Below are 23,940 nucleotides of genomic sequence, written 5' to 3' on the forward strand. Positions count from 1 at the left end.
GGGTGCGGGTTTGGTTGTTCTGGGGGGGTCCAAGGTTGGGTGCGGTCGGGGGGGGGGCGGGTACGTGGGTGTTGGGGCGTATCTTCCTGGCCACCAGGGGGGGCGGTTTGGGGGGGGGGGGGGGGCCCGATCGACGGGGCGGCGCTCGGCCGAGGCGGGGGCGGGGGCGAGGACGGCGCGATGGGCGCGGCCTCGGGAGTCGGCCCGGCCAGATGCGCCGCGGCCACCTCGCGCCACTTGGCCTCCCACCCGGCGGGGGTCGCGCCGCAGGCCGCGACGATCGCCATCGTGACGCCGAGCGAGGGCAACATCGCGCCGGACAGCGCCGCCGCCAGCACCGTTTCGTCGACGCCCGCGCGCCGGGCCAGTTCGGCCGCCGGGACCTCACCCGCCGCGTCCCGGATCGCTCTCATTGCGGCGGCGAATTCGATCAGCGGATCTGGCTGAGACATGGGTGCTCCCCCGTACCTGTTTCCTGAACCCGTGGTGATTGCGGGTCACATGATGATGGATCGCACGGCTCGAAAGCACCTCGACATCGAAACCGCAAGCAACCCGTAGCCATCACCTGCCAGGCCGAACCACCGTGCCACGAAGCCCGGTTCGGTTGCCCCGAACACATGCGCGAGGGCCCACGCCACGACTCACGCCCGCCCCGACCCCGACAGGTGCCGGGAACTGTACGCCCCAACGCCCGCACGCGGCGGCCATGAGCGCCCGACGGGTGAACACGAAAACGGGCGGACCCGGGCCGGCATGTCGCCGGCCCGGGTCCGCCCGTACCTCGTGTTCACCGCCGCGCGGGCGCGGCCGAGCCGCTCAGCCGGAGAACTCCTCCAGCGCCTTGTTCGCCTCGGCCAGCCACTCCGCGCGGGCCGCGATCGACTCCTCGGCCTCCCGCAGCTTGCGCTCGTTTCCGGCCGCCCGGGCCTTCTCCGCCTGCTGGCTCAGCTTGTCGATCGACGCCTGGATCTGGTCCACCGCGGCCTGCGCCCGCGCCCGAGCCTCCGGGTTCGTCCGCTTCCACAACTCTTCCTCGGCCTCGCGGATCGCCCGCTCGACGCTCTGGAGGCGGGCCTCCATCTTCGGCCGGGCATCGCGCGGGACGTGGCCGATGGCCTCCCAGCGGTCGTTGATCGAGCGCAGTGCCGCCCGCGCCGCCTTGACGTCCGTCACCGGGACGATCGTCTCGGCCTCGACGAGCAGCAGCTCCTTCGCGGCCTGGTTCTCCCGCTGCTCGGAGTCGCGCTCGGCGAACACCTCGCTGCGCGCCGCGAAGAACACGTCCTGCGCGGCCCGGAAGCGCTGCCACAGCTCTTCCTCGACGTCGCGCTGGGCTCGGCCGGCGGCCTTCCAGTCGTTCATCAGGTCGCGGTAGCGCGCCGCGGTGTCGGTCCACTCGGTGGACGTCGACAGCGCCTCGGCCGCCTCGACCAGCTTCTCCTTGACGCGCTTGGCGCTGTCGCGCTGCCCATCCAGCTCCGCGAAGTGCGCCTTGCGGCGCTTGGCGAAGTTGGACCGGGCCTGCGAGAACCGGTGCCACAGCTCGTCGTCGGCCTTGCGGTCCAGCCGCGGCACGGCCTTCCACGCGTCCACCAGCGCGCGCAGCCGTTCGCCGGCCGGGCGCCAGTCCGTGCTCTGGCCCAGTTGCTCGGCCTCGGCGACGATGCGCTCCTTGGCGCCCTGCGCCTCCTCCTGCGCCTTGGCGCGGGTGGCCTTGCGCTCCTCGCGCTTGGAATCCACCACGGTCACCAGCGCGTCCAAACGCTTGACGAGCGATTCCAGATCGCCGACCGCGTTCGCGTCGACGATGCTCGCGCGCAGGCGCTCGATCGCGTGGTGGGCGTCCTTGGGAGCGAGGTCGGTGGTCCGTACCCGCCGCGCGAGCAACTCCACCTCGACGGCGAGCCCCTCGTACTTGCGCCGGAAGTAGGCCAGGGCCTCGTCCGGGGAACCCGCCTGCCACGAACCGACGGAGCGCTCACCGTCCGCCGTCTTGACAAAGACGTTTCCCTGCTCGTCCACGCGGCCCCACGGGTCGCTGCTCACAGCGGCCTCCTTCGATGCTGAATGCGGCGCACTCTACACAGGACCCCGGGGCCCGGGCCGGGCCGTGCCCCGGGAGTCGCCGTGGAACATGCGTCCGGTCGGTTGCTACTTGGCCACGGTCACGCTGTCGAGGACCACGTTCTCGTGCGGCGCACCGTCGCTGCCGCCGTCCTCGGTGCCCGCGGCGGCGATCTTCGCCAGCACGTCCATCCCACCGGTGACCTTGCCGAACGGGGTGTAGTTCGGCGGAAGCTTGCTGTCCCCGGTCACCAGGAAGAACTGGCTGCCGTTGGTGCCCGGCCCCGAGTTCGCCATCGCGACGGTGCCGGCCGGGTAGGACGCCGAACCGTCCGGGCCCGCCGTACCCAAATTCTCGTCGACGAACTTGTAGCCGGGACCGCCGGTGCCCGTTCCGGTCGGGTCACCGCACTGGAGCACGGCCAGACCGCCCGTGGTCAACCGGTGGCACTTGGTGTGGTCGAAGAACTTCTTGCCCGCCAGGAACGCGAACGAGTTCACCGTGTGCGGCGCCTTCGCCGCCTCCAGCGCCACCTTCACCTCACCACACGTGGTCTTGAGGGTCATCGTGTACGCCGCTTTGGTGTCGATCGACATCGCGGGCTCGGTGGGGAACTGCTCCTTCGTCGGCTCACCCGGAGCCGGCGCCGCACACGTCTTCGGCGCGGCGCCGGCGGCCGGCGACTGCGGTGTCGAGGGCTGCGTGGTCGGCTGGTTCGACGCACTCGCGTTCGTCTTCTTGTCGTCGTCATCGCTCGCCGCCACCGCGAGCCACGCCCCACCACCGGCCACCACGACCACCGCCGCGACCGCTGCGATGACCTGGTTGCGCCGGCGCCGACGTGCCTGTGCGGTCCCGCGTCGTTGCTGCTGGCGCTCGAACTTCTCGCGCGCGAGCTGCCGCTGGCGCTGCTGTTTGGTGACCACCGCGTGCTCTCCTGGATTCGAACGGACTCGATGACGGATTCGATGTGGATGGACTCGACCCGGACGCCCGACGGCCGGACGAGGGCCGGGGGAGGGCTCCCGGTGCCGTGACGGGATCCGTGCACCGGTCCCGACCTGCGGTGATCCCACAGGCTCGGAACCGACCGCAGCTCGCGCACAGTCTAGGCACGCACCCCCTGAACCGGTTCGCGATCCGCCCCCGCGCGCCGGTAGTCTCGTACCTGATTCCCACGTCCGCCGCATACTTCCGTGCTTGCCCCGCCGCCGGAAGACCCCGAGACCGAGAGGACGAACGTGATCGTCGCCGGGTTCCCCGCAGGGTCCTTCCAGACCAACTGTTACGTGGTCGCCCCTGCCGCCGGTGAGGAATGCGTCATCGTCGACCCCGGGCAGGACGCGTTCGACGGCGTACAGGACATCATCCGCGAGCACCGGCTGCGCCCGGTGGCCGTCGTGCTGACCCACGGACACATCGATCACATGTTCTCCGTGGTGCCGGTCTGCGCCGAGCACAAGGTGCCCGCGTGGATCCACCCCGACGACCGCGATCTGCTCTCCGATCCGGCCAAGGGCCTCTCGCTCGGTGTGGGGCAACAGCTGTTCGGCGGGATGACCTTCACCGAACCCGAGGACGTGCGCCTGCTCACCGACGGCGCCGTGCTCGACCTCGCCGGCCTTGAGCTGACGGTCCATCATGCGCCCGGCCATACACAGGGGTCGGTGGCCTTCGGCACCCAGGGAAGCGCGGACATCCCGCCCGTCCTGTACTCGGGTGACCTGCTGTTCGCCGGCTCCATCGGACGCACCGACCTGCCCGGCGGCGATCACGCGCAGATGTTGCGCTCGTTGTCCCGGGTGTGTCTGCCCCTGCCGGACGAGACCGTCGTCCTGTCCGGCCACGGCCCCCAGACGACGATCGGCCGCGAGCGCGCGAGCAACCCTTATCTGCAAGAGCTGACGCCGCCCGCGGGACCGCACCGAGGAATGTGACGGATTTTCATACCGTGAGTACCTTCAACGCCCCCAAGGGCACCTTCGACATGCTTCCGCCGTTCTCGGAGACGTTCAACCGGATCCGGATCCAGTTCGGCCTGGAGCTGCGCGACGCGGGTTTCCAGTACATCGAGACCCCCACCTTCGAGGAGACCGGCCTCTTCCTGCGCGGCGTCGGCGAGTCCACCGACATCGTGACCAAGGAGATGTACACCTTCGAGGACCGCGGCGGCCGCTCGCTCACGCTGCGCCCCGAGGGCACCGCAGCCGTGATGCGCTCGGTGCTTCAGCACAACCTGTACGCCGGCCGCCTGCCGGTCAAGCTGTGGTATTTCGGCTCGTATTACCGCTACGAGCGCCCGCAGGCCGGCCGTACCCGCCAGTTCACCCAGGTCGGTGCCGAGGCGATCGGCAGCGACGATCCGCTGGTCGACGTCGAGATGATCGCGCTGGCCGCCGAGGGCTTCATGAAGCTGGGCCTGCGCGACTTCCGGCTGCTGCTCAACTCGCTCGGCTGCCGCGAGTGCCGGCCGGTCTACCGGGCCAAGCTCCAGGAGTTCCTGCGGGCGCTCGACTTGGACGCGGAGACGCACGCGCGGATCGAGATCAACCCGCTGCGCGTGCTCGACGACAAGCGGCCCGAGGTGCAGGCGCTGATCGCGGACGCCCCGCTGATCACCGACCACCTGTGCGAGGCGTGCGCCGAACACCACACGTTCGTGCGCGGCATGCTCGACGAGCTGGAGATCGCCTACGAGGACACCCCCAGGCTGGTCCGGGGTCTCGACTACTACAACCGCACCACGTTCGAATTCGTGCACGACGGGCTCGGCGCGCAGTCGGCGATCGGCGGCGGCGGGCGCTACGACGGCCTGTCCGAGGACCTCGGCGGCCCCGACCTGCCCTCGGTGGGCTGGGCCCTGGGCATCGGCCGCACGATGCTCGCGATGGAGGCCGAGGGCCAGGCCGTGGAGACCCCGGCGGACTGCGACGTCTACGGCGTCGCGATCGGCGACGCGGCCCGGCGCGCGGTCTTCGGCATGATCACCCAGCTGCGGATCGAGGACATCCCCGCCGACATGGCCTTCGGCGGGAAGAAGCTCAAGGGCGCCATGAAGGCCGCGTCGCAATCCGGCGCCCGCTACGCCATCGTCGTCGGCGACCGTGACCTCACCGAGGGCGTCGCCCAGATCAAGGACCTGTCGAACGGGGACCAGACCCCGGTGCCGCTCGACCAGGTCGTCACCGTCTTGAAGGAGAAGCTTCAGTGATCCGCACCCATGACGCCGGTACGCTCCGCGCCGAGCACGCCGGCCACACCGTGACGCTCGCCGGCTGGGTGGCCCGGCGGCGCGACCACGGCGGCGTGGCGTTCGTGGACCTGCGGGACGCGTCGGGCACCGTACAGGTGGTCTTCCGCGACCTGGAGACCGTGCACAACCTGCGCTCCGAGTTCTGCGTCAAGATCACCGGCGACGTGCGGGTACGCCCCGACGGCAACGAGAACACCGAGATCCCCACCGGTGCGATCGAGGTCGTCGTGGACGACTTCGAGATCCTCTCGGAGGCGGCGCCGCTGCCCTTCCCGATCGAGGAGTACACGCCGGGCACGGTCAACGAGGAGGTGCGGCTCAAGCACCGCTACCTCGACCTGCGCCGCGCGCCGATGGCACGCAACCTGCGGCTGCGCTCCAAGGTGACCCGGGTGATCCGCGAGGTGATGGAGGACCACGACTTCCTCGACATCGAGACGCCGTACCTGACCCGGTCCACGCCGGAGGGCGCTCGCGACTTCCTGGTGCCGGTGCGGCTCCAGCCGGGCTCGTGGTACGCGCTGCCGCAGTCGCCGCAGCTGTTCAAACAGCTGCTCATGGTGGCCGGCATGGAGCGCTACTACCAGATCGCGCGCTGCTTCCGGGACGAGGACTTCCGGGCCGACCGGCAGCCCGAGTTCACCCAGTTGGACGTCGAGATGTCCTTCTGCGACGCCGAGGACGTCCTGGCGCTGACCGAGAAACTGATCGCGCGGGTGTGGCGCGAGGTGCACGGCGTGGAGATCCCGCTGCCGCTGCCCCGACTGCCCTACGCCGAGGCGATGGCGCGCTACGGCTCGGACAAGCCGGACACCCGCTTCGGCTGCGAACTGGTCGACCTGACGGCCTACTTCGAGGGCACCTCCTTCCGGGTGTTCCAGGCCGAGTTCACCGGCGCGGTGGTGATGCCCGGCGGCGCCGCGCAGACCCGCAAGGAACTGGACGGCTGGCAGGACTGGGCCAAGGCGCGCGGCGCGCGTGGCCTGGCGTACGTGCTGGTCGACGCGGAAACCGGCGAACTGCGCGGCCCGGTGGCCAAGAACCTGTCCGAGGAGCACCTGGCCGGACTGGTCGAGGCGACCGGCGCGGCCAACGGCGACTGCATCTTCTTCGCGGCGGGTCGGCGCACGGCCTCGCTCGAACTGCTGGGCGCGGCCCGCCTGGAGATCGCCCGCAGGGGATCGCTGATCGACGAGTCGAAGTGGAACTTCCTCTGGGTCGTCGACTTCCCGATGTTCGAGCCGATCGAGGACGCGGCCGGCAACCACCAGGGCTGGCACGCGATTCACCACCCCTTCACGGCGCCGACCGCGGAGTGGCTCGACGGGTTCGACAAGAACCCGGGCGAGGCGCTGTCGAACGCGTACGACATCGTGCTCAACGGGACCGAGATCGGTGGCGGTTCGATCCGTATCCACCGTCGGGACGTGCAGGAGCGGGCGTTCGCGGCGATCGGGATGTCGGAGGAGGAGGCGCAGTCGCAGTTCGGCTTCCTGCTGGACGCGTTCGCGTATGGGCCGCCGCCGCATGGCGGGATCGCGTTGGGGTTGGACCGGTTGGTCGCGTTGCTGGGCGGGGCCGAGAGCATTCGCGATGTGATCGCTTTCCCGAAGACCGCTTCCGGTGGCGACCCGTTGACCGGGGCGCCGTCGCCGATCACGGTGCAGCAGCGGCGGGAGGCCGGGATCGACGCGAAGCCGAAGTCGGGTTCGGGTTCGGGTGAGGGCGGGAAGGCGGACAAGGGCGAGGGTGCGGAGAAGGCGTAACCGCATTCGAGCGTGAGTTGTCGAAGTCGTCGAAGCAGGACGGGCCCCGCAGGTATGGGGACGGTTCGGCGATGACGTCTCGGACGCACTCCGCTTCGCCGGCGGCCCCGCTCGATCGAGCGGGATCAAGGGCGGTCGAGCCATCGGCTCGGCCGCCCTTCGGCGTTGCCGGATTGTCGACTCGGCGGAGTAGCCGAAACGCTTCTGCACAGGCTCGGAGCAGCGGCGCCGAAGCCTGCCTACCTTGGAAGTCGAGCCGGCGCGGGGCCGGTTCGCACGACCTCGGGGAGGCCGACATGGCGGTGGAGCTGACGAAGCGACGGGTGCCGGCGGAGTACGTGACGCGGTCCATCGTGCTGGGGCGCGGCTGGACGCAGGGCGCCATCGTGCGCTTTCTGGCCGAGCCGGACGGGACGCTCGCCAACCTGCGCTACCGCGGATCACCGCCGACCCGGTTGTACGCGATGACGCGGGTGCAGGCGATCGAGAGCACGCGCGAGTGGCAGGAGTGGTTCTTCGGGTCGCGGCGACGGCGGACGGCGGTGGTGGTGGAGCAGGGGAGCGCACCGCCGGGAGGGGTGCCGGGTGGACCGCTCGGCGACGGTGGGACGGGTTCCGGTGGAACCCGCGCCGACGGGTCGGGTGTCGATGGGTCGTATGTCGACGGGTCGGGTGTCGACGATCTGCGCGGTGGCGGAACGGGTAAGGGCCGTGCGGCCGTTGCGATCGGTGCGCATGTCGGAGCCGAGCGAGATGCTGGGGTGGGTCGAGGTCGGGACTCGAAAGGCTCGAAAGGAGAGGTCGTCTAATGAGCCACACCGTGCACATCAATCCGCTGCGCTGGTTCACCGATGGCGAGGGAGGCCTGGAGTTCGTCGAGTCGTTCGGCACGCCGGTGCCGGCCGACCTGCTGGAGGAGGCGCGTGCCGCGTCCTATCCGGGAGTCGGCGACGTGCTGGCGGTGTTGCGTGGCGAAGGGCTGTCCGCGCGTTGCTGGTTCACCCTGTGGGTCGACGGCGCGGAGGTGCCGGATCCGTTGCCGGCGCGGCCGGGCGCGGCCGACGGCGACCACCTGGGCGGGTTCGCGGTCGCGGTCGCGGGGGAGCGCAAGCGGATCGGGGCCGACGAGCCGACGTCCGGGCTGACCTTCCGGGCTCCGGGGGCGGGCGCGGCGGAGCGGGCGGTGGCGGCGCTGGCCGAGGCGTTCGGTCCGCAGGTGATGTGGGCCGGGGATGTCGGCGATGTCGTGGTGGTGCCGCCCGGGCTGACCGCGGCCCAGGTACGGGAGCGGCGGATGGGGTGCGACATGGCCGATTCATGAGGGATCTGCCCCTGTTCGTGGGGGTGCCCGATCTGGGAGCGTAGGCCGGAGAAGCCCCCGTGAGGGGGCGGCCACCCGACCCGCTCGACCGCTGGGAGCCCTCGCCATGCCCTTCTCGCTGTTCGGTCGCAAGAAGTCGAAGCCGGACTCGTCGGCGGCTGCCGCGCCGCCCGCCACCGCACCCTCGGCCACTGTGCGCAGCGGCAGCGGTTCGGCGGTCTCCCTCGACAAGATCGAACGCTCCGCACCCGGGTTGGTCAGCCTCTACAAGGCGGCCGGAGTCAGCTTGGAGAAGAACCGGCTGGCGGGTGTGCGTGCCGCGGTCTACCTGGTGCTCGACCGCTCCGGCAGCATGGCGCCGTTCTACAAGAACGGCAGCGTGCAGGCGCTTGCCGACCGGGTGTTGGCCGCAGCCGCGCACTTCGACGACGACGGCACGGTGCCGGTGATCTTCTTCGACACGAAGGCGTACCAGGCCGAGGAGATCTCGCTGGACAACTACGGTGGCCGGATCGCCGCGTTGCACAAGAAGCTCGGCCACATGGGCACCACGGACTACGTGTCCGCGATGGAAGCGGTGATCGCGCACTATCGGTCGTGTGGCGCGACCGACCCGGCCTTCGTGATCTTCCAGACGGATGGGGCGCCGAACAACGCCAAGGCCGCGGAGAAGGCCATCTGCAAGGCGGCCGGGCTGCCGATCTTCTGGCAGTTCATCGGCTTCGGCCGGGACGAGTTCCGCTTCCTGCACCGACTGGACGACCTGCCCGCCCCCAAGTACCGAGTGGTCGACAACGCGGGCTTCTTCGAGGCCGGCGCGGACCCGAGGCGCATGCCCGACGGCGAGCTGTTCGACAACCTGATGAACGAATTCCCCGAATGGCTCCAGACCGCGAAGGCCGCGGGGGTGCTTCGCTGACCCGGTGTCTTCACCGGTGACCCCGGCGGGGTGACGGCGCTCGTGGGCCGTCGTCGCCGGCCGACCTGCCGGTCGACGCCGAGCACTTCACGGTGATACACGGTCCTGTCGACGACCTCTGGTTGACGCCCGCGCGTCGGCCCGTGGTGTCGGCGCCACCCCGGTTTGTGGTGTCGGCGGCCGGCCTGGCACGGGTGGCCGAGGGTGACGGGGCGGCCGTCGTGGGGTGGCGGCGCCGGTGGTCGTGGGGCGTAGGCGTCGATTTTCGTGGGGCGTTGGTGGTTGCGGGGCGGAGGCCGGCTGTCGCAGTTCGGTGGTCGTGGGGCGGCCGGCATCCGCTCTCGTGGGGCGTCGGCGGTCGTGGGGCGGAGGCATCCGCTCTCGTGGGACGTTGCTGGTCGTGGGGTGCCGGCGTCGGAGGTGGGACGCATCGCCGTCCGGGCGACGCGCTCACGCTCGGTGCGCCGAGCTCCGCATGGCGGCGACCGGTCGTGTCGACGACGGGAGTCGGCCTGTGGCGCTCCGGGGGCGCGTCCCGGGCCGGTCGGGAGTCGACAGCGAGGGTTAGGGTCGGAGGGTGGATTCCGATCTCTTCACCGCTGCCGCCGAGGCCCGGCAGGCCAAAGACCCCTCACTCGCGCCGCTCGCCGTGCGGATGCGGCCGCGCGACCTGGACGAGGTGGTCGGCCAGCGACACCTGTTGGGTGAGGGGTCGCCGCTGCGGCGGTTGGTGTCGTCGGACAGTCGGGTCACTGCGCCGTCCTCGGTGATTCTGTGGGGGCCGCCCGGAACCGGCAAGACCACGCTCGCCTACGTGGTCAGCCACGTCACCAAGCAGCGTTTCGTCGAGTTGTCCGCGATCACGGCGGGCGTCAAGGAAGTGCGCGCGGTGATCGAGGACGCGCGTCGGCAGGCCGGTGCACAGGGCCGCGACACGGTGTTGTTCCTGGACGAGATCCACCGCTTCTCCAAGGCCCAACAGGACTCGCTGCTGCCCGCGGTGGAGAACCGATGGGTGACGCTGATCGCGGCGACCACGGAGAATCCATACTTCTCGATCATCAGCCCCCTGCTCTCCCGCTCGTTGTTGCTGACCCTGGAGTCGCTGACCGACGACGACCTGCGCGAGGTGGTGCACAGGGCGCTCGCCGACGAGCGCGGACTCAACGACACGCTCACCCTCGACCCGGACGCCGAGGAGCACCTGCTGCGCATCGCGGGCGGTGACGCACGACGGATCCTGACCGCGTTGGAGGCGGGTGCGGGATCGGCGGCCGACAAGGGCGAGGCCACGATCACGCTGACCACGCTGGAGAGCGCGGTGGACCGGGCGGCGGTGCGGTACGACCGGGACGGGGACCAGCACTACGACGTGGCGAGCGCGTTGATCAAGTCGATTCGGGGCTCCGATGTGGACGCGGCGCTGCACTACCTGGCGCGGATGATCGATGCGGGGGAGGACCCGCGCTTCATCGCGCGGCGGCTGATGATCTCGGCGAGCGAGGACATCGGGATGGCCGATCCCACCGCGCTGCAGATCGCGGTCGCCGCCGCGCAGGCGGTCGCGCTGATCGGCTTCCCCGAGGCGCGGATCACGCTGTCCCAGGCGACCATCCACCTGGCCCTGGCACCGAAGTCGAACGCGGCCTATCTGGCGATCGACGCCGCACTCGGCGACGTCCGCAAGGGCCTGGCCGGTCCGGTGCCGCCGCATCTGCGCGACGGCCATTACAAGGGTGCCGCCAAACTCGGCCACGCGCAGGGCTACATCTACCCCCACGACGTCCCCGGCGGCGTGGCGGCCCAGCAATACGCCCCCGACGCCATCCACGGTCGCACCTACTACGAACCCACTCGCCACGGCGCCGAAGCCCGCTACGCCGACATCGCCACCTGGACCAGATCCCGCCTCACCAACCCCACCGCCACGGACGAATAACCCCCATCCTGCCCATCGCACCAGAGCCCCACCGAGTCGGCCACCATCGTGCGGGCCACCGAGTACGGCCGGGCGTGGCCGCCGGCGTGTGGGCCCCGGGGACGCCCGGACGTAACCGTCACCGTGTGAGCCACCGCAGCCGCCATCCTCAACCGGCCGGCCGAACCCGTTGCCCGCACGCTCCCGCACCTACACCCACTCCGCGCCGTGCCGGGCGCCCTGCCCGTCACCCCTGCGTTGCCCCGTCCGCGCCCTGGGTCGGCTGATTCCTCGCCCTCGGGGTGGGCGCCGCGGCCCGCGCCGACGTGCTCACCGCGATCGGCACCGAGTGAGCGGGGTCGGCGCGTCCGGCCGCGCGCGGTGTACACCGCCCGGGGTCAGTTCACCATCGCGCGAAGCCCGTCCGGGTCCGGCGCCGTCATCGCCTGGGCGATCCCGGGGTCCGGCGTTCCGGTGACGGAGCCCACCACGGTGCGGCGGATCAATTCGGTCCAGGCCGGGGCCCGACGCACCATCGCGTGGCCGTCCGGGAGTTCGAAGCGGCAGACCCGTTCGGAGACCTCCCGGGCGGCCAGCGCGTAGCGGTGCGAGGACTTCGGGCTGGTGGTGTGGTCGGCCGTGCCGTGCACGATCACCACATCCCGGCCGGCGAGGTGTGCGTACGGCTCGTCGTCCTCGATCCACGGCGCGAGGGCGCAGACCGTGCGCACACTCTCGTGCTCGGCCACGCGCAACGCGGTACGGCCGCCCATCGAGTGGCCGACCAGGGTGACCTCGGCGTGCGGGTAGCGGGTGCGAATGCCGTCGAGCGCCCACCACGCGTCCTGGACCGGATCGCGATCGGGCTCGTTCCAACCGCGCACCCGGTAGCGCAGCAGCCAGGTTGCGGCGCCCTCCGCGCGGGTCGCCCGATGGATGCCCCGGGCGATCGGCACCATCCGGCGGTAGGCCAGATTGCGGGTCGACGCGGCTTGCCGACTGCGCGCGCGACCGCCGGGCAGGACCAAGACGACCGCGCGAACGTCCGTCCCGTTCGCCGGCGACCACGTACGCAGCGCGGCGAGCGGCCCGGTGGATGCGTGCGCGTCCGGCATGCGGAGCCTCCATGCTTCATTGCCCGTCCGGCGACCCGGACCCCGTCATCGACCCGAGGCGGCGAATCCGACCACCGACCCCAAACCCCGAACGCCCCCGCCTCCCACGTCGTTCCCACCGCCCCACGCAAACCCCGGTCCACCCCGGCCCCGAGGCCGAGCCCGGCGCCGAGGTGGCACGGCCCGCCGGGTGGTCGATGGGCGGAGCGCGGACCCGGTGCGTGGTGCGGCCCGCGGTACGGGCCGGCGGCGGGGTCGAGGCGGAGATCGCGTCGCCATCCCCGGCGCGGCCACCCCCGCCGACCCGACCGCCCCGCAGGCGGGCCCCTTCGCCGATCGCGAATGCACCCTGCGCCGCCTCCGCCCCTGACGGCGCGAGCGCGGCCGTCCGTCGCGGTGGCGGGCGCATGGCTGGGGCCGTGGCATGTTGCCCGCGCGCCGTTGCTCGTCCGCTACGCGACCGGACCGGGCGGGTCGGCTCACGCTCGGGTGGGGGTGCGGCCGAGGGCGCTTCGGCCGGTGGAAAGGGTCGGGTTGTTGTTGTTCGCGACGTGGGTCGACTGCCTCCGGCATCGGGCGAAGCCCGGCGCGGGGTGTGGGTGGCACGTTGGCGAACGCAGTCCCACCGCCTCCGGTTCCGGGTGTCGGTCAGAAGCCTCGGGTGCGTTTGGAGGCCGGGCGCATTTCACGGCCGGTGCGGGGCGGCGGGGACGGGAGCACGAAGCGGGCCGCCTCGGAGCCGACGTTGACGCCCGCCGCGAGGGCCAGGGCCAGGGACGCCGCGTTGACGAGGCTGCGCCAGCCGGTGTCGGTGTGGCCGAGGGCCAGCCCCAGCATGCCCTGATACATCGCGCTGCCCGGGAGCATCGGGCCGATCGCCGGGATCACGTACGGCAGCGCCGACGTCCCGTGCCACCGGGCGAGCAACTGTCCGAGCAGCCCGAGCAGTCCCGTGGCGACGGCGGTCGCGAGCACCGGTGCGGCGCCCGCCTCGCGCAGTACCTGGAACACCGCCCAGCCGACCGCGCCGCCCGCCGCCGCGACCGGCAGCAGCACCCGTCGCACCTGGACCAGGACCGCGAACGTCATCGATACCGCGCCCGCCGCGAGGAGTTGCACCACGCGGGGGTTGGCGTTGAGGTTGAACGTGCCCTCGACGTTGAACTTCACGCCCACCTGATCGCCGATGTAGATCACGATCGAGATGCCGACGATGATGCCGACGATCAGGTAGAAGACTTCCAGCAACCGGGCCGCGGCGGTGATGTAGAAGCCGGTCAGCCCGTCCTGGACGGCGGCGACCAGGGCCCGCCCGGGCAGCAGCGCGAACAGCCCGCCGGTGACCACGGCGTACGGATTGATCCCGACGCCGACCTTGATCATCGTTACCGTGATCGCGGCTGCCGGCATCGAGGCGAGCACGAACTGGTAGAACTCCGGGACGCCTCGGTCGGAGAGCAACTGCGCCAGCCGCTCGCCGATCAGCGCCGCCACGCAGGCCGCGATGGCCACGATCACCCCGCCGCCGACCATGACGCTGGCGAAGGCCGCGATCAGGCCGGCCGACAGCAGCAACAGGTTGCGCGGGTAAGGGTGTCGGTTGCGGCGGATGTCGGCGAGCCGGTGGTACGCCTCCTCCAGGGTCAGATCGGCGCCGGTGATGTCCGAGACCAACTGGTGCGCCTCGTCGAGCCGGGTGTAGTCCACCGCGCGGCGGCGGACCACCCGTTCGCCGGTGACCGGCGGTTCGACCAGAGACGGCTGGTAGGACAGCGTGATCGCGACGAAGGTCACGTTGGGCTGGCAGCGTTCCAGGCCGTACGCGTCGGTGATGCCGAGCATCGCCGCCTCGACGTCCTCGCCGCCCTCGCCGCTGGCGAGCAGCAATTCGCCGGTACGCAGCGCCAGGTCGAGCACGCGCGGGACGGAGGGGCCGGCCTCCGGCTTCTCCGGGGCGGGCGCGATCGGGATGCTCGCGGTGTGTCCGCTGAATCGCAGCTGGGTGCGCAGCCGGTCCTGCCACGGGCTGGCCCCGGATCGGGGCGCCGGCCGCGGTTCCGGCTCCCAGGGTGCGCGGGGACTCGGATGGTCGCGGCCGTCTTCCGCCGGCTCCTCCGGCCTGTGCCGCGAATGTTGCTCCGACACCCCGTGTGGTCCCTTCCGCCGTCCGCGATGTAGTCGTCCCGCGCCGACGGTCTCGTGCCCGGTCCGCCGTGGCGATCCGCCCGGGTGGATCGCCACCCGGTGCCGCGACCGGAAACGTTAGCCGGTCCCGGGCACCCGACATGCTGCACCACGACGCGGCCGGGCACGCGGCCACCACGACCGCGCCCGCCCGATCCCGGACCGGGGGGAGACTGCCCGTGCCAGGGTTCATCATGCGACCCGCATCATGCGGCACAGGGGGCCACCCGGGAGTCGTCCGGACGGGACCGGCCCGACATCACGCCTGTCCGTGCACCCCGTGCAGCAGCCGGCGCAGCGCCTCGCCCAGTTGCATCGGACCCGAGACCGGCGTCTCGAACTCGAACCGGACGTCACACGTACGCTCGCGCCCACCGGTGCGCAGCCGGATGCCGTGTCGGTCCAGCGACACCGGTGCGACCCGCTCGTCGCAGGCCGGCGCGCCCGCCGAACTCGCCAGTCGGCACAGGTCGTTGCCGTGCGCGGCGGCGAGGTGCTGGAGCAGTTCGGCCTCGTGCTCGGCCAGCGGGTCGGGCTCGGCGTCGGCGTACTCCTCCGGCTCGACGTGCCCGGTGCCCCACAGGTCGTCGACCAGCACTTCGCCGACCTCCAGGCGCACGATGGTGCCCGCCCGCGGCGATGCGGTGGGGTCGGGCATCAGCTCGGCCAACCGGGCGGCGGCTTTGTCGGCGTCGGTGCCGGTGGGGATGGTCAGCCAGCCCGCGATCCAGCAGTGCGCCCGGACCCGGTGCGGTACGGCAACCGGTGCGACGTCCACCAGGTGCAGCACGGCGGCCACGTCCTCGCGCGAGGTCACCACGACCGCGGCCGTCTCACCCGGGACCAGCAGCAGCAGCGAGCCGTCCGGCTCGACCGCCCGGGCGGCCGGGACCACCTGCTCCTCCCGGTCGCCGGGCATCTCCAGGGTGGCCGAGCCGGCGAAGGCGGCCAGGGTCCGGGCGCGCTCGGCGGTCTGCGGTCGTCGGGAAGAGATATCGGTACGCCCGGCGTTGGCCTCGGTGGGAACAGACATGGCGTCCTCCAGGTGCGGCGCTCGTTGGCGACCCCTGTGTGGGCTACCGAACGCTTCGTCGTTAAGGTTAGGCTTACCTAAGTGCACCGATCTTGGCAAGGCGACCCGCGTCACGGCGGCCCCGGCGCAGGCGACCCTCGAAGGGCCGCCTGCGCGACCGGGGCGACCCGTGCGACGGCGACCCGCGCACAGGCGGCCCACCAGGACGACCCACACCGAAACATCCCCGCACGGAGGACCCGACCTTGACGAACCAGACGCGCCCCAAAATCCGCCGCAGCCGTGCGCTCGGTGTGGCGCTCACGCCCAAGGCCGCCAAGTACCTGGAGAACCGGCCCTACCCGCCGGGCGAGCACGGTCGTGGTCGCAAGCAGTCCTCGGACTACAAGACCCGGCTGATGGAGAAGCAGCGCCTGCGCTTCCAGTACGACATCTCCGAGGTCCAGATGCGGGCCGCGTTCGACCGTGCCAACAAGCACGCCGGCAAGACCGGTGACGAGCTGGTGGTCGACCTGGAGCGCCGGCTCGACGCGTTCGTGCTTCGCGCGGGCTTCGCGCGTACCGTCTACCAGGCGCGCCAGATGGTCACCCACGGCCACATCGAGGTCAACGGCGGGAAGGTGGACAAGCCGTCCTACCGGCTCAGGCCCGAGGACATCGTCGGAGTGCGCGAGCGCAGCCGAACCAAGCCGCTGTTCCAGGTGGTCCAGGCCGGCGGGTTCGCCGCCGCCGAGACCCCGCGCTACATCGAGGCCCGTCTGGACAAGCTGATGGCTCGCCTGGACCGGCTCCCGCAGCGCCGCGAGGTTCCGGTGATCTGCGACGAGCAGTTGGTCGTCGAGTACTACTCGCGCTGATCCGCGAGCGCGCCCGGCGCCGCACCGCGCCGACCGCCGCCGTTCGTCGAGTCGCCGCACACCGCCGATCCGGTACCGACGCGCCGGCGATCGCGAAGCGATACCAAGTCAAGACACGCGCCACACCCACCGCGCGGGTTTCCTCGGACGAGGAGACCCGCGCGGTCGCGGTAGGGTCGGGTTTTCCGAGGCGGGCCACGCATGTCTGCCGCCTCGACTGATCCCACTCATCAAGGAGCGCATGACGGTGTCGGGTGGCGAAGTCGCGCTGATGATCATCGCGGTGTTCTGGGCGATCCTGGTCGCCTTTCTCGCAGTGGCGCTGGTCAAGCTGGCGAAGGTGCTCAAGGAGGCCACGACCCTGGTCGCGGGAGTGGCGGACCGAGCCGTCCCGCTGCTGGACGAGGTGACCGAGACGGTCCGGGCGACCAACGCCCAGATGGGCCGGGTCGACCAGATCGCGGGCAACGTGCAGACCATGACCACGAACGCCACCGCGCTTTCCTCCACGGTCGCCGCGACCCTGGGCGGCCCGCTCGTGAAGACCGCCGCCTTCAGCTACGGTGTCCGCCGCGCGCTGTCCGCGCAGCAGCGTGCCGAGCTGAGCCGCCGGGTGCGGGTCGCGGCCAAGGCGCAGAAAGTCGCACGGCAGCGCAGCATGCGCGGGAGAGGCTGAGTCGAATGGCGAGGCTGTTCTGGATCGCGGTCGGCGCCGGCGCCGGCGTCTGGGCCGCGCGCAAGGTCAAGGACAAGGCGTACAAGTACACGCCCGAGGGCGTCGCCGACAATGTCACCGGCATCGGCGAGGCGATCAAGTACTTCGCGGACGAGATCCGCGCGGGCATGGCCGAACGCGAGCAGGAGCTGTACCGCGCCATCGGCGCGGACGTGGCCGCCGCGTCGCTGCCGCCCGCCCCGGTGCGGCGCGTGCTGCCCGGCACCCGCGAACCGCACGACGACTGGCACGACGGGCGTGATCTCTACGACCCGCGTGAGCTGTACGAAGGCAAAGCAAGGTACGACCGAAGGGACGGCAGCTGATGGAATCGGCAGAGATCCGGAAGCGCTGGCTGCGCTTTTTCGAAGAGCGCGGACACACCGTCGTCCCCTCGGCTTCGCTGGTCGCGGACGACCCCACGCTGCTCCTGGTGAACGCCGGCATGGTGCCGTTCAAGCCGTACTTCCTCGGTGAGGTCAAGCCGAGCTTCAAGCGCGCCACCAGCGTGCAGAAGTGCGTGCGCACCTTGGACATCGAAGAGGTCGGCAAGACCACCCGGCACGGGTCGTTCTTCCAGATGTGCGGCAACTTCTCCTTCGGCGACTACTTCAAGGAAGGCGCGATCGCCCTCGCCTGGGAGTTGCTCACCAACTCGATCGAGGACGGCGGCTACGGGCTGGACCCGGAGAAGTTGTGGATCACCGTCTACCTCGACGACGACGAGGCCGAGCGCATCTGGCGGGACGTGATCGGCGTGCCCTCCGAGCGCATCCAGCGCCTGGGCAAGTCGGAGAACTTCTGGTCGATGGGCGTACCGGGTCCCTGCGGCCCGTGCTCGGAGATCAACTACGACCGCGGCCCCGCCTACGGCGAGGAGGGCGGCCCGGCGGTCAACGGCGAGCGCTACCTGGAGATCTGGAACCTGGTCTTCATGCAGTACGAGCGCGGCGCCGGGACCGGCAAGGACGACTACCCGATCCTGGGCGAGTTGCCCGCGAAGAACATCGACACCGGGCTGGGCCTGGAGCGCCTCGCTTGCATCCTGCAGGGTGTCGACAACCTGTACGAGATCGACACGTCGCGGATGATCCTGGACCGCGCCGCCGACCTCGCGGGCAAGATCTACGGTCAGGACCACAAGAACGACGTGTCCTTGCGCGTGGTGGCCGACCACGTGCGCACCGCCGTGATGCTCATCGGCGACGGCGTGGTGCCGGGCAACGAGGGCCGCGGCTACGTGCTGCGTCGGATGATGCGCCGGGCGATCCGCAACATGCGCCTGCTCGGAGCCGAGGGCTCGACGCTGCACGACCTGGTCGAGACCACGATCAAGGCGATGGGTCCGCAGTACCCGAACCTGATCGAGGAGGCCGAGCGGATCGACGCGGTCTCGGTGGCCGAGGAGAAGCGCTTCCTGGCCCGACTCCAGGAGGGCACCGCGCTGCTGGACGAGTCGATCGTCAAGGCGAAGAGCTCCGGCACCGCGGTACTCCCGGGCGAGGTCGCGTTCCTGCTGCACGACACCGAGGGCTTCCCGATCGACCTGACCCTGGAGATCGCCGCCGAACAGGGCCTGGCGGTCGACGAGGACGGCTTCCGCCGGCTGATGAACGAGCAGCGGCAGCGGGCCAAGAAGGACGCCCAGGCCCGCAAGCAGGGGCTCGCCGACCTCTCCGTCTACCGCGAGGTCGCGGACGCGGCCGGCGGCACGGTATTCACCGGCTACCTGAACACCTCCAACGAGGTGACCGTGGTCGGCCTGCTCGTGGACGGTGTGCCCGCGCCCGCCGCGCACGAGGGCGACGAGGTCGAGGTCGTGCTCGACCACACCCCCTTCTATGCCGAGGGCGGCGGCCAGCTCGCCGACACCGGCCGGATCCGGCTGGACACCGGCGCCGTGGTCGAGGTCCGCGACGTGCAGACCCCGGTGGCCGGCGTCACCGTGCACCGGGGCCGGGTCCAGGTCGGCGAAGTACTGGTCGGCGCCCAGGCGTCGGCCCAGATCGACACCAACCGGCGGAACGCCATCGCCCGCGCGCACAGCGCGACGCACCTGACCCACCAGGCGCTGCGCGACGCGCTCGGCCCGACCGCGGCGCAGGCCGGCTCGGAGAACGCGCCCGGCCGCTTCCGGTTCGACTTCGGCGCACCCGGCGCGGTGCCGGGCAGCGTGCTCACCGACGTCGAGCAGAAGATCAACGAGGTGCTCGCGCGCGACTTGGACGTCACCGCCGAGGTGATGTCGATGGACGAGGCGAAGAAGCAGGGCGCCGTGATGATGTTCGGCGAGAAGTACGGCGACCAGGTCCGCGTGGTCACCATGGGGGACTACTCCAAGGAACTGTGCGGCGGCACGCACGTGCACAACACCGCCCAACTGGGCCTGGTGAAGCTGCTCGGCGAGTCCTCCATCGGCGCCGGCGTGCGCCGGGTCGAGGCGCTGGTGGGCACCGACGCGTACAACTTCCTGGCGCGCGAGCACACCATCGTCAACCAGCTCACCGACGTGGTGAAGGGCCGTCCGGAGGACCTGCCCGAGCGGGTCGCCTCGATCATGGCCAAGCTGCGCGACGCGGAGAAGGAGATCGCGGCGCTGCGCGGCGCCCAGGTGCTCCAGGCCGCCGCGGGTCTGGTCGAGGGCGCGCAGGACGTGCACGGCGTCGCGCTGGCGACCGCGCAACTCCCGGACGGCACCACGCCGGACGACCTGCGCAAGCTCGCGCTGGACGTGCGCGGCCGGCTCGCCGCGCGCCCGGCCGCCGTCGCGGTCGTGTCGATCGTGAACGGCAAGCCGATGGTCGTGGTGGCCGCCAACGAGGCCGCGCGTGAGCGCGGCGTCAAGGCCGGCGAGCTGGTCCGCGTGGCCGCGCAGACCCTCGGCGGCGGCGGTGGCGGCAAGGACGACGTGGCCCAGGGCGGCGGCTCGAACCCGGCCAAGGTGGCCGACGCGCTGGCCGCGGTCACCCGGACAGTCGCCGAACGCGCCTCCTGAGTCGTCCCCTACCCTCGTTCCCCCGGTGTGTGTGGAAGTCTGGAAGCGGACTCCCGTACCACCGGGGGACTTGTATGACGGGGCGTCGTGCCCGAATAGTTCAGTGACGCAGAGCCTGTGACGGAGAGCCGACCTTGAGACGCGGAGTACGAATTGCGGTCGACGTGGGAGACGTTCGGATCGGCGTCGCGGCCAGCGACCCGCACGGCCTGATCGCCACCCCGGTGGAGACCGTGCCCGCGGGCAAGCGTGACGTGACCCGAGTCCTGGAGATCGTCGCCGAGTACGAGGCGATCGAGGTCGTGGTCGGGCTGCCGCGCTCGCTCTCCGGCAAGGAGGGCGCCGCGGCGGCGAAGGCCCGGCTGTTCGCCGGCCGACTGGTCGCCGCGCTCGACCCGGAGATCGGGGTGCGCCTGGTCGACGAGCGGTTGACCACCGTCACCGCGACCCGCGGGCTGCAGGCGTCCGGTGTCAAGGCGAAGAAGGCCCGCGGTGTCGTCGATCAGGCGGCCGCGATCGTGATCCTGCAAAACGCGCTCGACACCGAGCGCGGTTCCGGACGTCCGCCGGGCCTGGCGGCCTCTCCCGCCCCGGCCGGGTCCGTCTCCGACTCTGAAAGGCCCACGGCATGAGCGATCTCGGACTGCGCATGGAGTCGGAGCCGCGCAGCCGGCGACGGGGCAAGGACGACAACTCGCGGGGCGGCCGGCGCGGCCGGGGCCGCAAGAAGAAGAACCGCAGTGGTTGTGCGGTCTCGCTCGCGCTCGTGATCGTCCTCGCCATCGTCGGCGGCGGTGGCTATTGGGCCTACGGCTTCCTGAAGGACCGTTTCGGCCCGCCGCCGGACTACAGCGGCAACGGCTCGGGTTCGCTCGTGGTCGAGATCAAGCAGGGTTGGGCCACCCCACAGATGGCCAACGAGCTCAAGCGGGCCGGGGTCACCAAGAGCGTGGAGGCGTTCACCAAGGTCGCCCGCGAGGACAAGGACCAGCGCGCGTCCAAGATCCAGCCCGGCGCGTACACGATGGCCAAGCACATGTCCGCCAAGGCCGCCTTCGAGATCCTGGTCAACCCGAAGAACAAGCAGGACTTCATCCTCAGGCCCGGCCTCCGAGCCGCGCAGGTCTTCGAGGGGCTGGCCAAGACGCTCAAGGTGCCGAAGGAGAAGGTCGAGGCCGCGGCCAAGGACCCCTCGCTCGGGCTGCCCGACTACGCCAAGGGCAACATCGAGGGCTTCCTGTTCCCGGCGTCCTACGTCGCGGCCCCCGGCATGGACCCGCTCGTGGTGCTCAAGGACATGGTCGCCAAGGCGGTCAAGGAGTACGACAAGGACGGCCTGCCGGCGAAGGCCCAGCAACTGGGCAAGTCGCCCTACGACCTGATCATCATCGCGAGCCTGGTCGAGGCCGAGGGCAAGACCACCGACGACAAGGGCAAGGTCGCCCAGGTCATCTACAACCGGCTCGGCAAGAACATGTCGCTGGGTCTGGACTCGACGGTCAACTACTACCTCGGCAAGAGCAACATCCAGCTCACCAACAAGGAACTCACCGACGCGAGCAACCCGTACAACACGCGCGTCAAGAAGGGCCTGCCGCCCGGGCCGATCGGCAACCCGAGCAAGGCCGCGATCGAGGCGGCGGTCTCGCCGCCCGCGGGCAAGTACCTGTACTTCGTGACCGTCGACCCGCTGGTGGGCACCACCAAGTTCACCGACAACGACTCCGAGTTCCAGGAGTTCAAGAGCGAACTGTCCAAGTGGATCAAGGATCACCCCAACCCGTGACGACCCCGATCCCGACCCCCCGCCGGGCCGCCGTGCTCGGCTCGCCGATCCGGCACTCGTTGTCGCCGGTCCTGCACCGGGCCGCGTACGCCGAACTGGGCCTGACCCACTGGTCCTACGACGCGTTCGAGATCGACGAGGCGGCCCTGCCGGGCTTCGTCGCCGAACTCGACGCGACCTGGGCCGGGCTGTCGCTGACCATGCCGCTCAAGCGGGCGATCCGGCCGCTGCTCGACGAGATCGGGCAGGTCGCGCGCGACGTGGACGCGGTGAACACCGTGGTGTGCACCGCCGACGGCCGGCGCCTCGGTGAGAACACCGACGTGCCGGGCCTGGTCGCGGCACTGCGCGAACGCGGTGTGGACCGAGTCGAGTCGGCGGCCGTGCTCGGCGCGGGCGCCACCGCGACCTCGGCCCTGGCGGCGCTGCGCGAGATCACCGACGGGCCGGTACGGGTGTACGTGCGCGGCGAGGAGCGGGCCCGCGAGATGCGGGCCGCGGGTGAGCGGCTCGGCGTCGCGGTGCGGGTGCGGCCGTGGACCGAGACGGCCGAGGCGCTGCGGGCGCCGCTGGTGGTGGCGACCACGCCCAAGGGCGCCGTCGACCACCTCGCGATCGAGGTGCCCGCCGGGGCAGGCGTGCTCTTCGACGTCGTGTACGACCCGTGGCCCACCGCGCTCGCGGGTGCGTGGGGCCACGCGGGCGGCACGGTGGTGGGCGGGCTGGATCTGCTCGTGCACCAGGCCGTGCTCCAGGTCGAGTTGATGACCGGCCGGCCGGGTCCGTTGGCCGCGATGCGCGCGGCGGGCGAGGCGGCGCTGGCGGGGCGCGGTTGAGCGCGCGGCGCTGGTCGGGTGCCAGCGGCTGGGCGGCAGCGGTCGAGCGGCAGTGTTTGGGCGGCCTCGGTCGGGTGCCAGAGGTCGGGCGGCAGTAACCGGGTGCCGGTGATCAGACGCCGGTGATCGGGCGGGGTGGGGCCGGGCGGGCTGTTCGGGTGCCCCGGCGGTCCGGCCCGTGCTCCGCCCGATCGGCGCAGCGAGGCCGGCATACCGGCGTGTCCCCGGTCGAATGCGTCGTCCCCAGGCTGCCGGACCATTCCGATCATCGGCTCGCCGCTGGGGACGACGGAACGTGACCGGGAGTCGATTCTGCGTATCGTCACGGGCGTGTTCCTCGGACTCACTCTCGCCTGTGCGCTGCTCGGCTTCGTCGCCGGGCTCGGTTTGCCCCGTCCCATCCATCTCCTGCTCGCCCAGGGCGCCGGCCCGGGGCCGCGCTCCCCGGTCGTCGAACCGGTGGCGGCCGCCACCGGGCGGTTCGCCCCACTGCCGCTCGCCGCGCTGACCGGCCTGGTGTGCGCGCTGCTGGCCTGGCGGCTCGGTCCGGGCCTGGACCTGCTCGCGTTCCTGGTGCTCGCGGTCGCCGGCGTCACCTTGGCCATCGTGGATGTGCGCACGCTGCGGCTGCCCGACCCGGTGCTGCTGGTGACGCTGGCCACCGGGCTGACTCTGCTGGGCATGGAGTCGCTCGCGCTGGGCGACTTCACCGCCTACCGACGAGCCCTGCTCGGCGGTGTCACCCTGGCCGGCTATCACCTGTGCCTGGCCGCGCTTTCCCGCGGCTGCCTGGGCATGGGCGACGTCAAGCTCGCCGGCGTGCTCGGCATGCATCTGACCTGGCTCGGCTGGGGTGTGCTCGTCACCGGTGTGTTCCTGGCGTTCCTGCTGGCGGGGCTCACCGCCGGGGTATTGATCTCGGTGGGCCGCGTGCGCCGGGACAGCCGGCTGCCTTTCGGGCCGTGGCTGCTGCTCGGTGCGCTCGGCGGGGTGTTGTGCGGCGCCGAGTTGTCCCGATTGCATCTCGCTTGGTGAGACGACGTCTGCTCGCGCGACGACTGTCCGACACCTGGACGCGGCGATGAGGGGCCGCCCCGGCATGAAAGGATTCGGGCGGACATCCGCCGGGCGCATCCGGGAGGGCCCCGCGCCGTTCCCCGGACGTGCTCTGTGG

The 23,940-nt window shown here is 71.3% G+C and carries 21 protein-coding genes; 16 read left to right on the forward strand and 5 right to left on the reverse strand.

The window, feature by feature from the left end; all coding sequences use genetic code 11:
• Positions 1-180: 180 nt before the first annotated feature.
• Positions 181-447, forward strand: a complete 267-nt coding sequence (locus ABZS54_RS17155; protein WP_355535868.1) for a hypothetical protein — start codon at positions 181-183, stop codon at positions 445-447.
• A gap of 372 nt (positions 448-819) precedes the next feature.
• On the opposite strand, the gene ABZS54_RS17160 is transcribed toward ABZS54_RS17155, so the two are convergent.
• Both ABZS54_RS17160 and ABZS54_RS17165 read right to left on the reverse strand, forming a co-directional pair.
• The gene (locus ABZS54_RS17160; RefSeq protein WP_355535871.1) at positions 820-2,049 is read right to left on the reverse strand and encodes a DUF349 domain-containing protein; all 1,230 of its coding nucleotides are present in this window, start codon (positions 2,047-2,049) and stop codon (positions 820-822) included.
• A gap of 105 nt (positions 2,050-2,154) precedes the next feature.
• Positions 2,155-2,994: a peptidylprolyl isomerase gene (locus tag ABZS54_RS17165; protein WP_355535874.1), complete on the reverse strand. Its 840-nt coding sequence runs from the start codon at positions 2,992-2,994 to the stop codon at positions 2,155-2,157.
• 315 nt (positions 2,995-3,309) lie between these two features.
• Here ABZS54_RS17165 and ABZS54_RS17170 point away from each other — a divergent pair, with 315 nt between their 5' ends.
• From ABZS54_RS17170 to ABZS54_RS17200, 7 genes are all read left to right on the forward strand, one after another.
• Entirely contained in the window at positions 3,310-4,005 is a 696-nt protein-coding gene (locus ABZS54_RS17170) for an MBL fold metallo-hydrolase (protein ID WP_355535877.1), read from the forward strand.
• Between the two features lie 14 nt (positions 4,006-4,019).
• Positions 4,020-5,279, forward strand: a complete 1,260-nt coding sequence (hisS, locus tag ABZS54_RS17175; RefSeq protein ID WP_355535880.1) for a histidine--tRNA ligase — start codon at positions 4,020-4,022, stop codon at positions 5,277-5,279.
• The gene (aspS, locus tag ABZS54_RS17180) at positions 5,276-7,087 is read left to right on the forward strand and encodes an aspartate--tRNA ligase (RefSeq protein ID WP_355535883.1); all 1,812 of its coding nucleotides are present in this window, start codon (positions 5,276-5,278) and stop codon (positions 7,085-7,087) included. The genes hisS and aspS overlap by 4 nt, the downstream gene beginning before the upstream one ends.
• A gap of 296 nt (positions 7,088-7,383) precedes the next feature.
• On the forward strand, positions 7,384-7,896 hold the full coding sequence (locus tag ABZS54_RS17185; RefSeq protein ID WP_355535886.1) for a hypothetical protein: 513 nt from the start codon (positions 7,384-7,386) through the stop codon (positions 7,894-7,896).
• Positions 7,896-8,408, forward strand: coding sequence for a hypothetical protein (locus ABZS54_RS17190; protein ID WP_355535889.1), 513 nt, complete (start codon positions 7,896-7,898; stop codon positions 8,406-8,408). The genes ABZS54_RS17185 and ABZS54_RS17190 overlap by 1 nt, the downstream gene beginning before the upstream one ends.
• Positions 8,409-8,514: 106 nt before the next feature.
• Positions 8,515-9,327 (forward strand): VWA domain-containing protein, encoded by an 813-nt coding sequence (locus ABZS54_RS17195; protein WP_355535891.1) that lies wholly within the window; start codon positions 8,515-8,517, stop codon positions 9,325-9,327.
• Between the two features lie 577 nt (positions 9,328-9,904).
• Positions 9,905-11,266 carry a replication-associated recombination protein A gene (locus ABZS54_RS17200; RefSeq protein ID WP_355535894.1) on the forward strand — a complete coding sequence of 454 codons (1,362 nt, stop codon included), beginning with the start codon at positions 9,905-9,907 and terminating at the stop codon, positions 11,264-11,266.
• Between the two features lie 377 nt (positions 11,267-11,643).
• On the opposite strand, the gene ABZS54_RS17205 is transcribed toward ABZS54_RS17200, so the two are convergent.
• From ABZS54_RS17205 to ABZS54_RS17215, 3 genes are all read right to left on the reverse strand, one after another.
• Positions 11,644-12,360, reverse strand: a complete 717-nt coding sequence (locus tag ABZS54_RS17205) for an alpha/beta hydrolase (RefSeq protein WP_355535897.1) — start codon at positions 12,358-12,360, stop codon at positions 11,644-11,646.
• A gap of 648 nt (positions 12,361-13,008) precedes the next feature.
• Positions 13,009-14,505: a threonine/serine exporter family protein gene (locus ABZS54_RS17210; RefSeq protein ID WP_355535900.1), complete on the reverse strand. Its 1,497-nt coding sequence runs from the start codon at positions 14,503-14,505 to the stop codon at positions 13,009-13,011.
• A 298-nt stretch (positions 14,506-14,803) separates the two neighbouring features.
• Positions 14,804-15,577: a DUF2470 domain-containing protein gene (locus ABZS54_RS17215; protein WP_355535903.1), complete on the reverse strand. Its 774-nt coding sequence runs from the start codon at positions 15,575-15,577 to the stop codon at positions 14,804-14,806.
• Positions 15,578-15,822: 245 nt separating this feature from the next.
• Here ABZS54_RS17215 and rpsD point away from each other — a divergent pair, with 245 nt between their 5' ends.
• From rpsD to ABZS54_RS17255, 8 genes are all read left to right on the forward strand, one after another.
• Positions 15,823-16,434, forward strand: a complete 612-nt coding sequence (gene rpsD / locus ABZS54_RS17220) for a 30S ribosomal protein S4 (protein ID WP_355535905.1) — start codon at positions 15,823-15,825, stop codon at positions 16,432-16,434.
• A 247-nt stretch (positions 16,435-16,681) separates the two neighbouring features.
• Positions 16,682-17,110, forward strand: coding sequence for a DUF948 domain-containing protein (locus tag ABZS54_RS17225; protein ID WP_026218476.1), 429 nt, complete (start codon positions 16,682-16,684; stop codon positions 17,108-17,110).
• A 5-nt stretch (positions 17,111-17,115) separates the two neighbouring features.
• Positions 17,116-17,475: a DUF6167 family protein gene (locus ABZS54_RS17230; protein ID WP_355535908.1), complete on the forward strand. Its 360-nt coding sequence runs from the start codon at positions 17,116-17,118 to the stop codon at positions 17,473-17,475.
• Entirely contained in the window at positions 17,475-20,144 is a 2,670-nt protein-coding gene (alaS, locus tag ABZS54_RS17235; RefSeq protein WP_355535910.1) for an alanine--tRNA ligase, read from the forward strand. The genes ABZS54_RS17230 and alaS overlap by 1 nt, the downstream gene beginning before the upstream one ends.
• A gap of 134 nt (positions 20,145-20,278) precedes the next feature.
• On the forward strand, positions 20,279-20,776 hold the full coding sequence (ruvX, locus tag ABZS54_RS17240; protein WP_355535912.1) for a Holliday junction resolvase RuvX: 498 nt from the start codon (positions 20,279-20,281) through the stop codon (positions 20,774-20,776).
• Positions 20,773-21,930, forward strand: coding sequence for an endolytic transglycosylase MltG (gene mltG / locus ABZS54_RS17245; RefSeq protein ID WP_355535914.1), 1,158 nt, complete (start codon positions 20,773-20,775; stop codon positions 21,928-21,930). The genes ruvX and mltG overlap by 4 nt, the downstream gene beginning before the upstream one ends.
• A gap of 8 nt (positions 21,931-21,938) precedes the next feature.
• Complete coding sequence (locus ABZS54_RS17250) at positions 21,939-22,766, forward strand: shikimate dehydrogenase (RefSeq protein WP_355536006.1); 828 nt, start codon at positions 21,939-21,941, stop codon at positions 22,764-22,766.
• A gap of 330 nt (positions 22,767-23,096) precedes the next feature.
• Positions 23,097-23,801 carry an A24 family peptidase gene (locus ABZS54_RS17255; protein WP_355535917.1) on the forward strand — a complete coding sequence of 235 codons (705 nt, stop codon included), beginning with the start codon at positions 23,097-23,099 and terminating at the stop codon, positions 23,799-23,801.
• The last annotated feature ends 139 nt before the right edge of the window (positions 23,802-23,940 follow it).

Source organism: Embleya sp. NPDC005575, assembly GCF_040605455.1.
Lineage (GTDB): Bacteria > Actinomycetota > Actinomycetes > Streptomycetales > Streptomycetaceae > Embleya.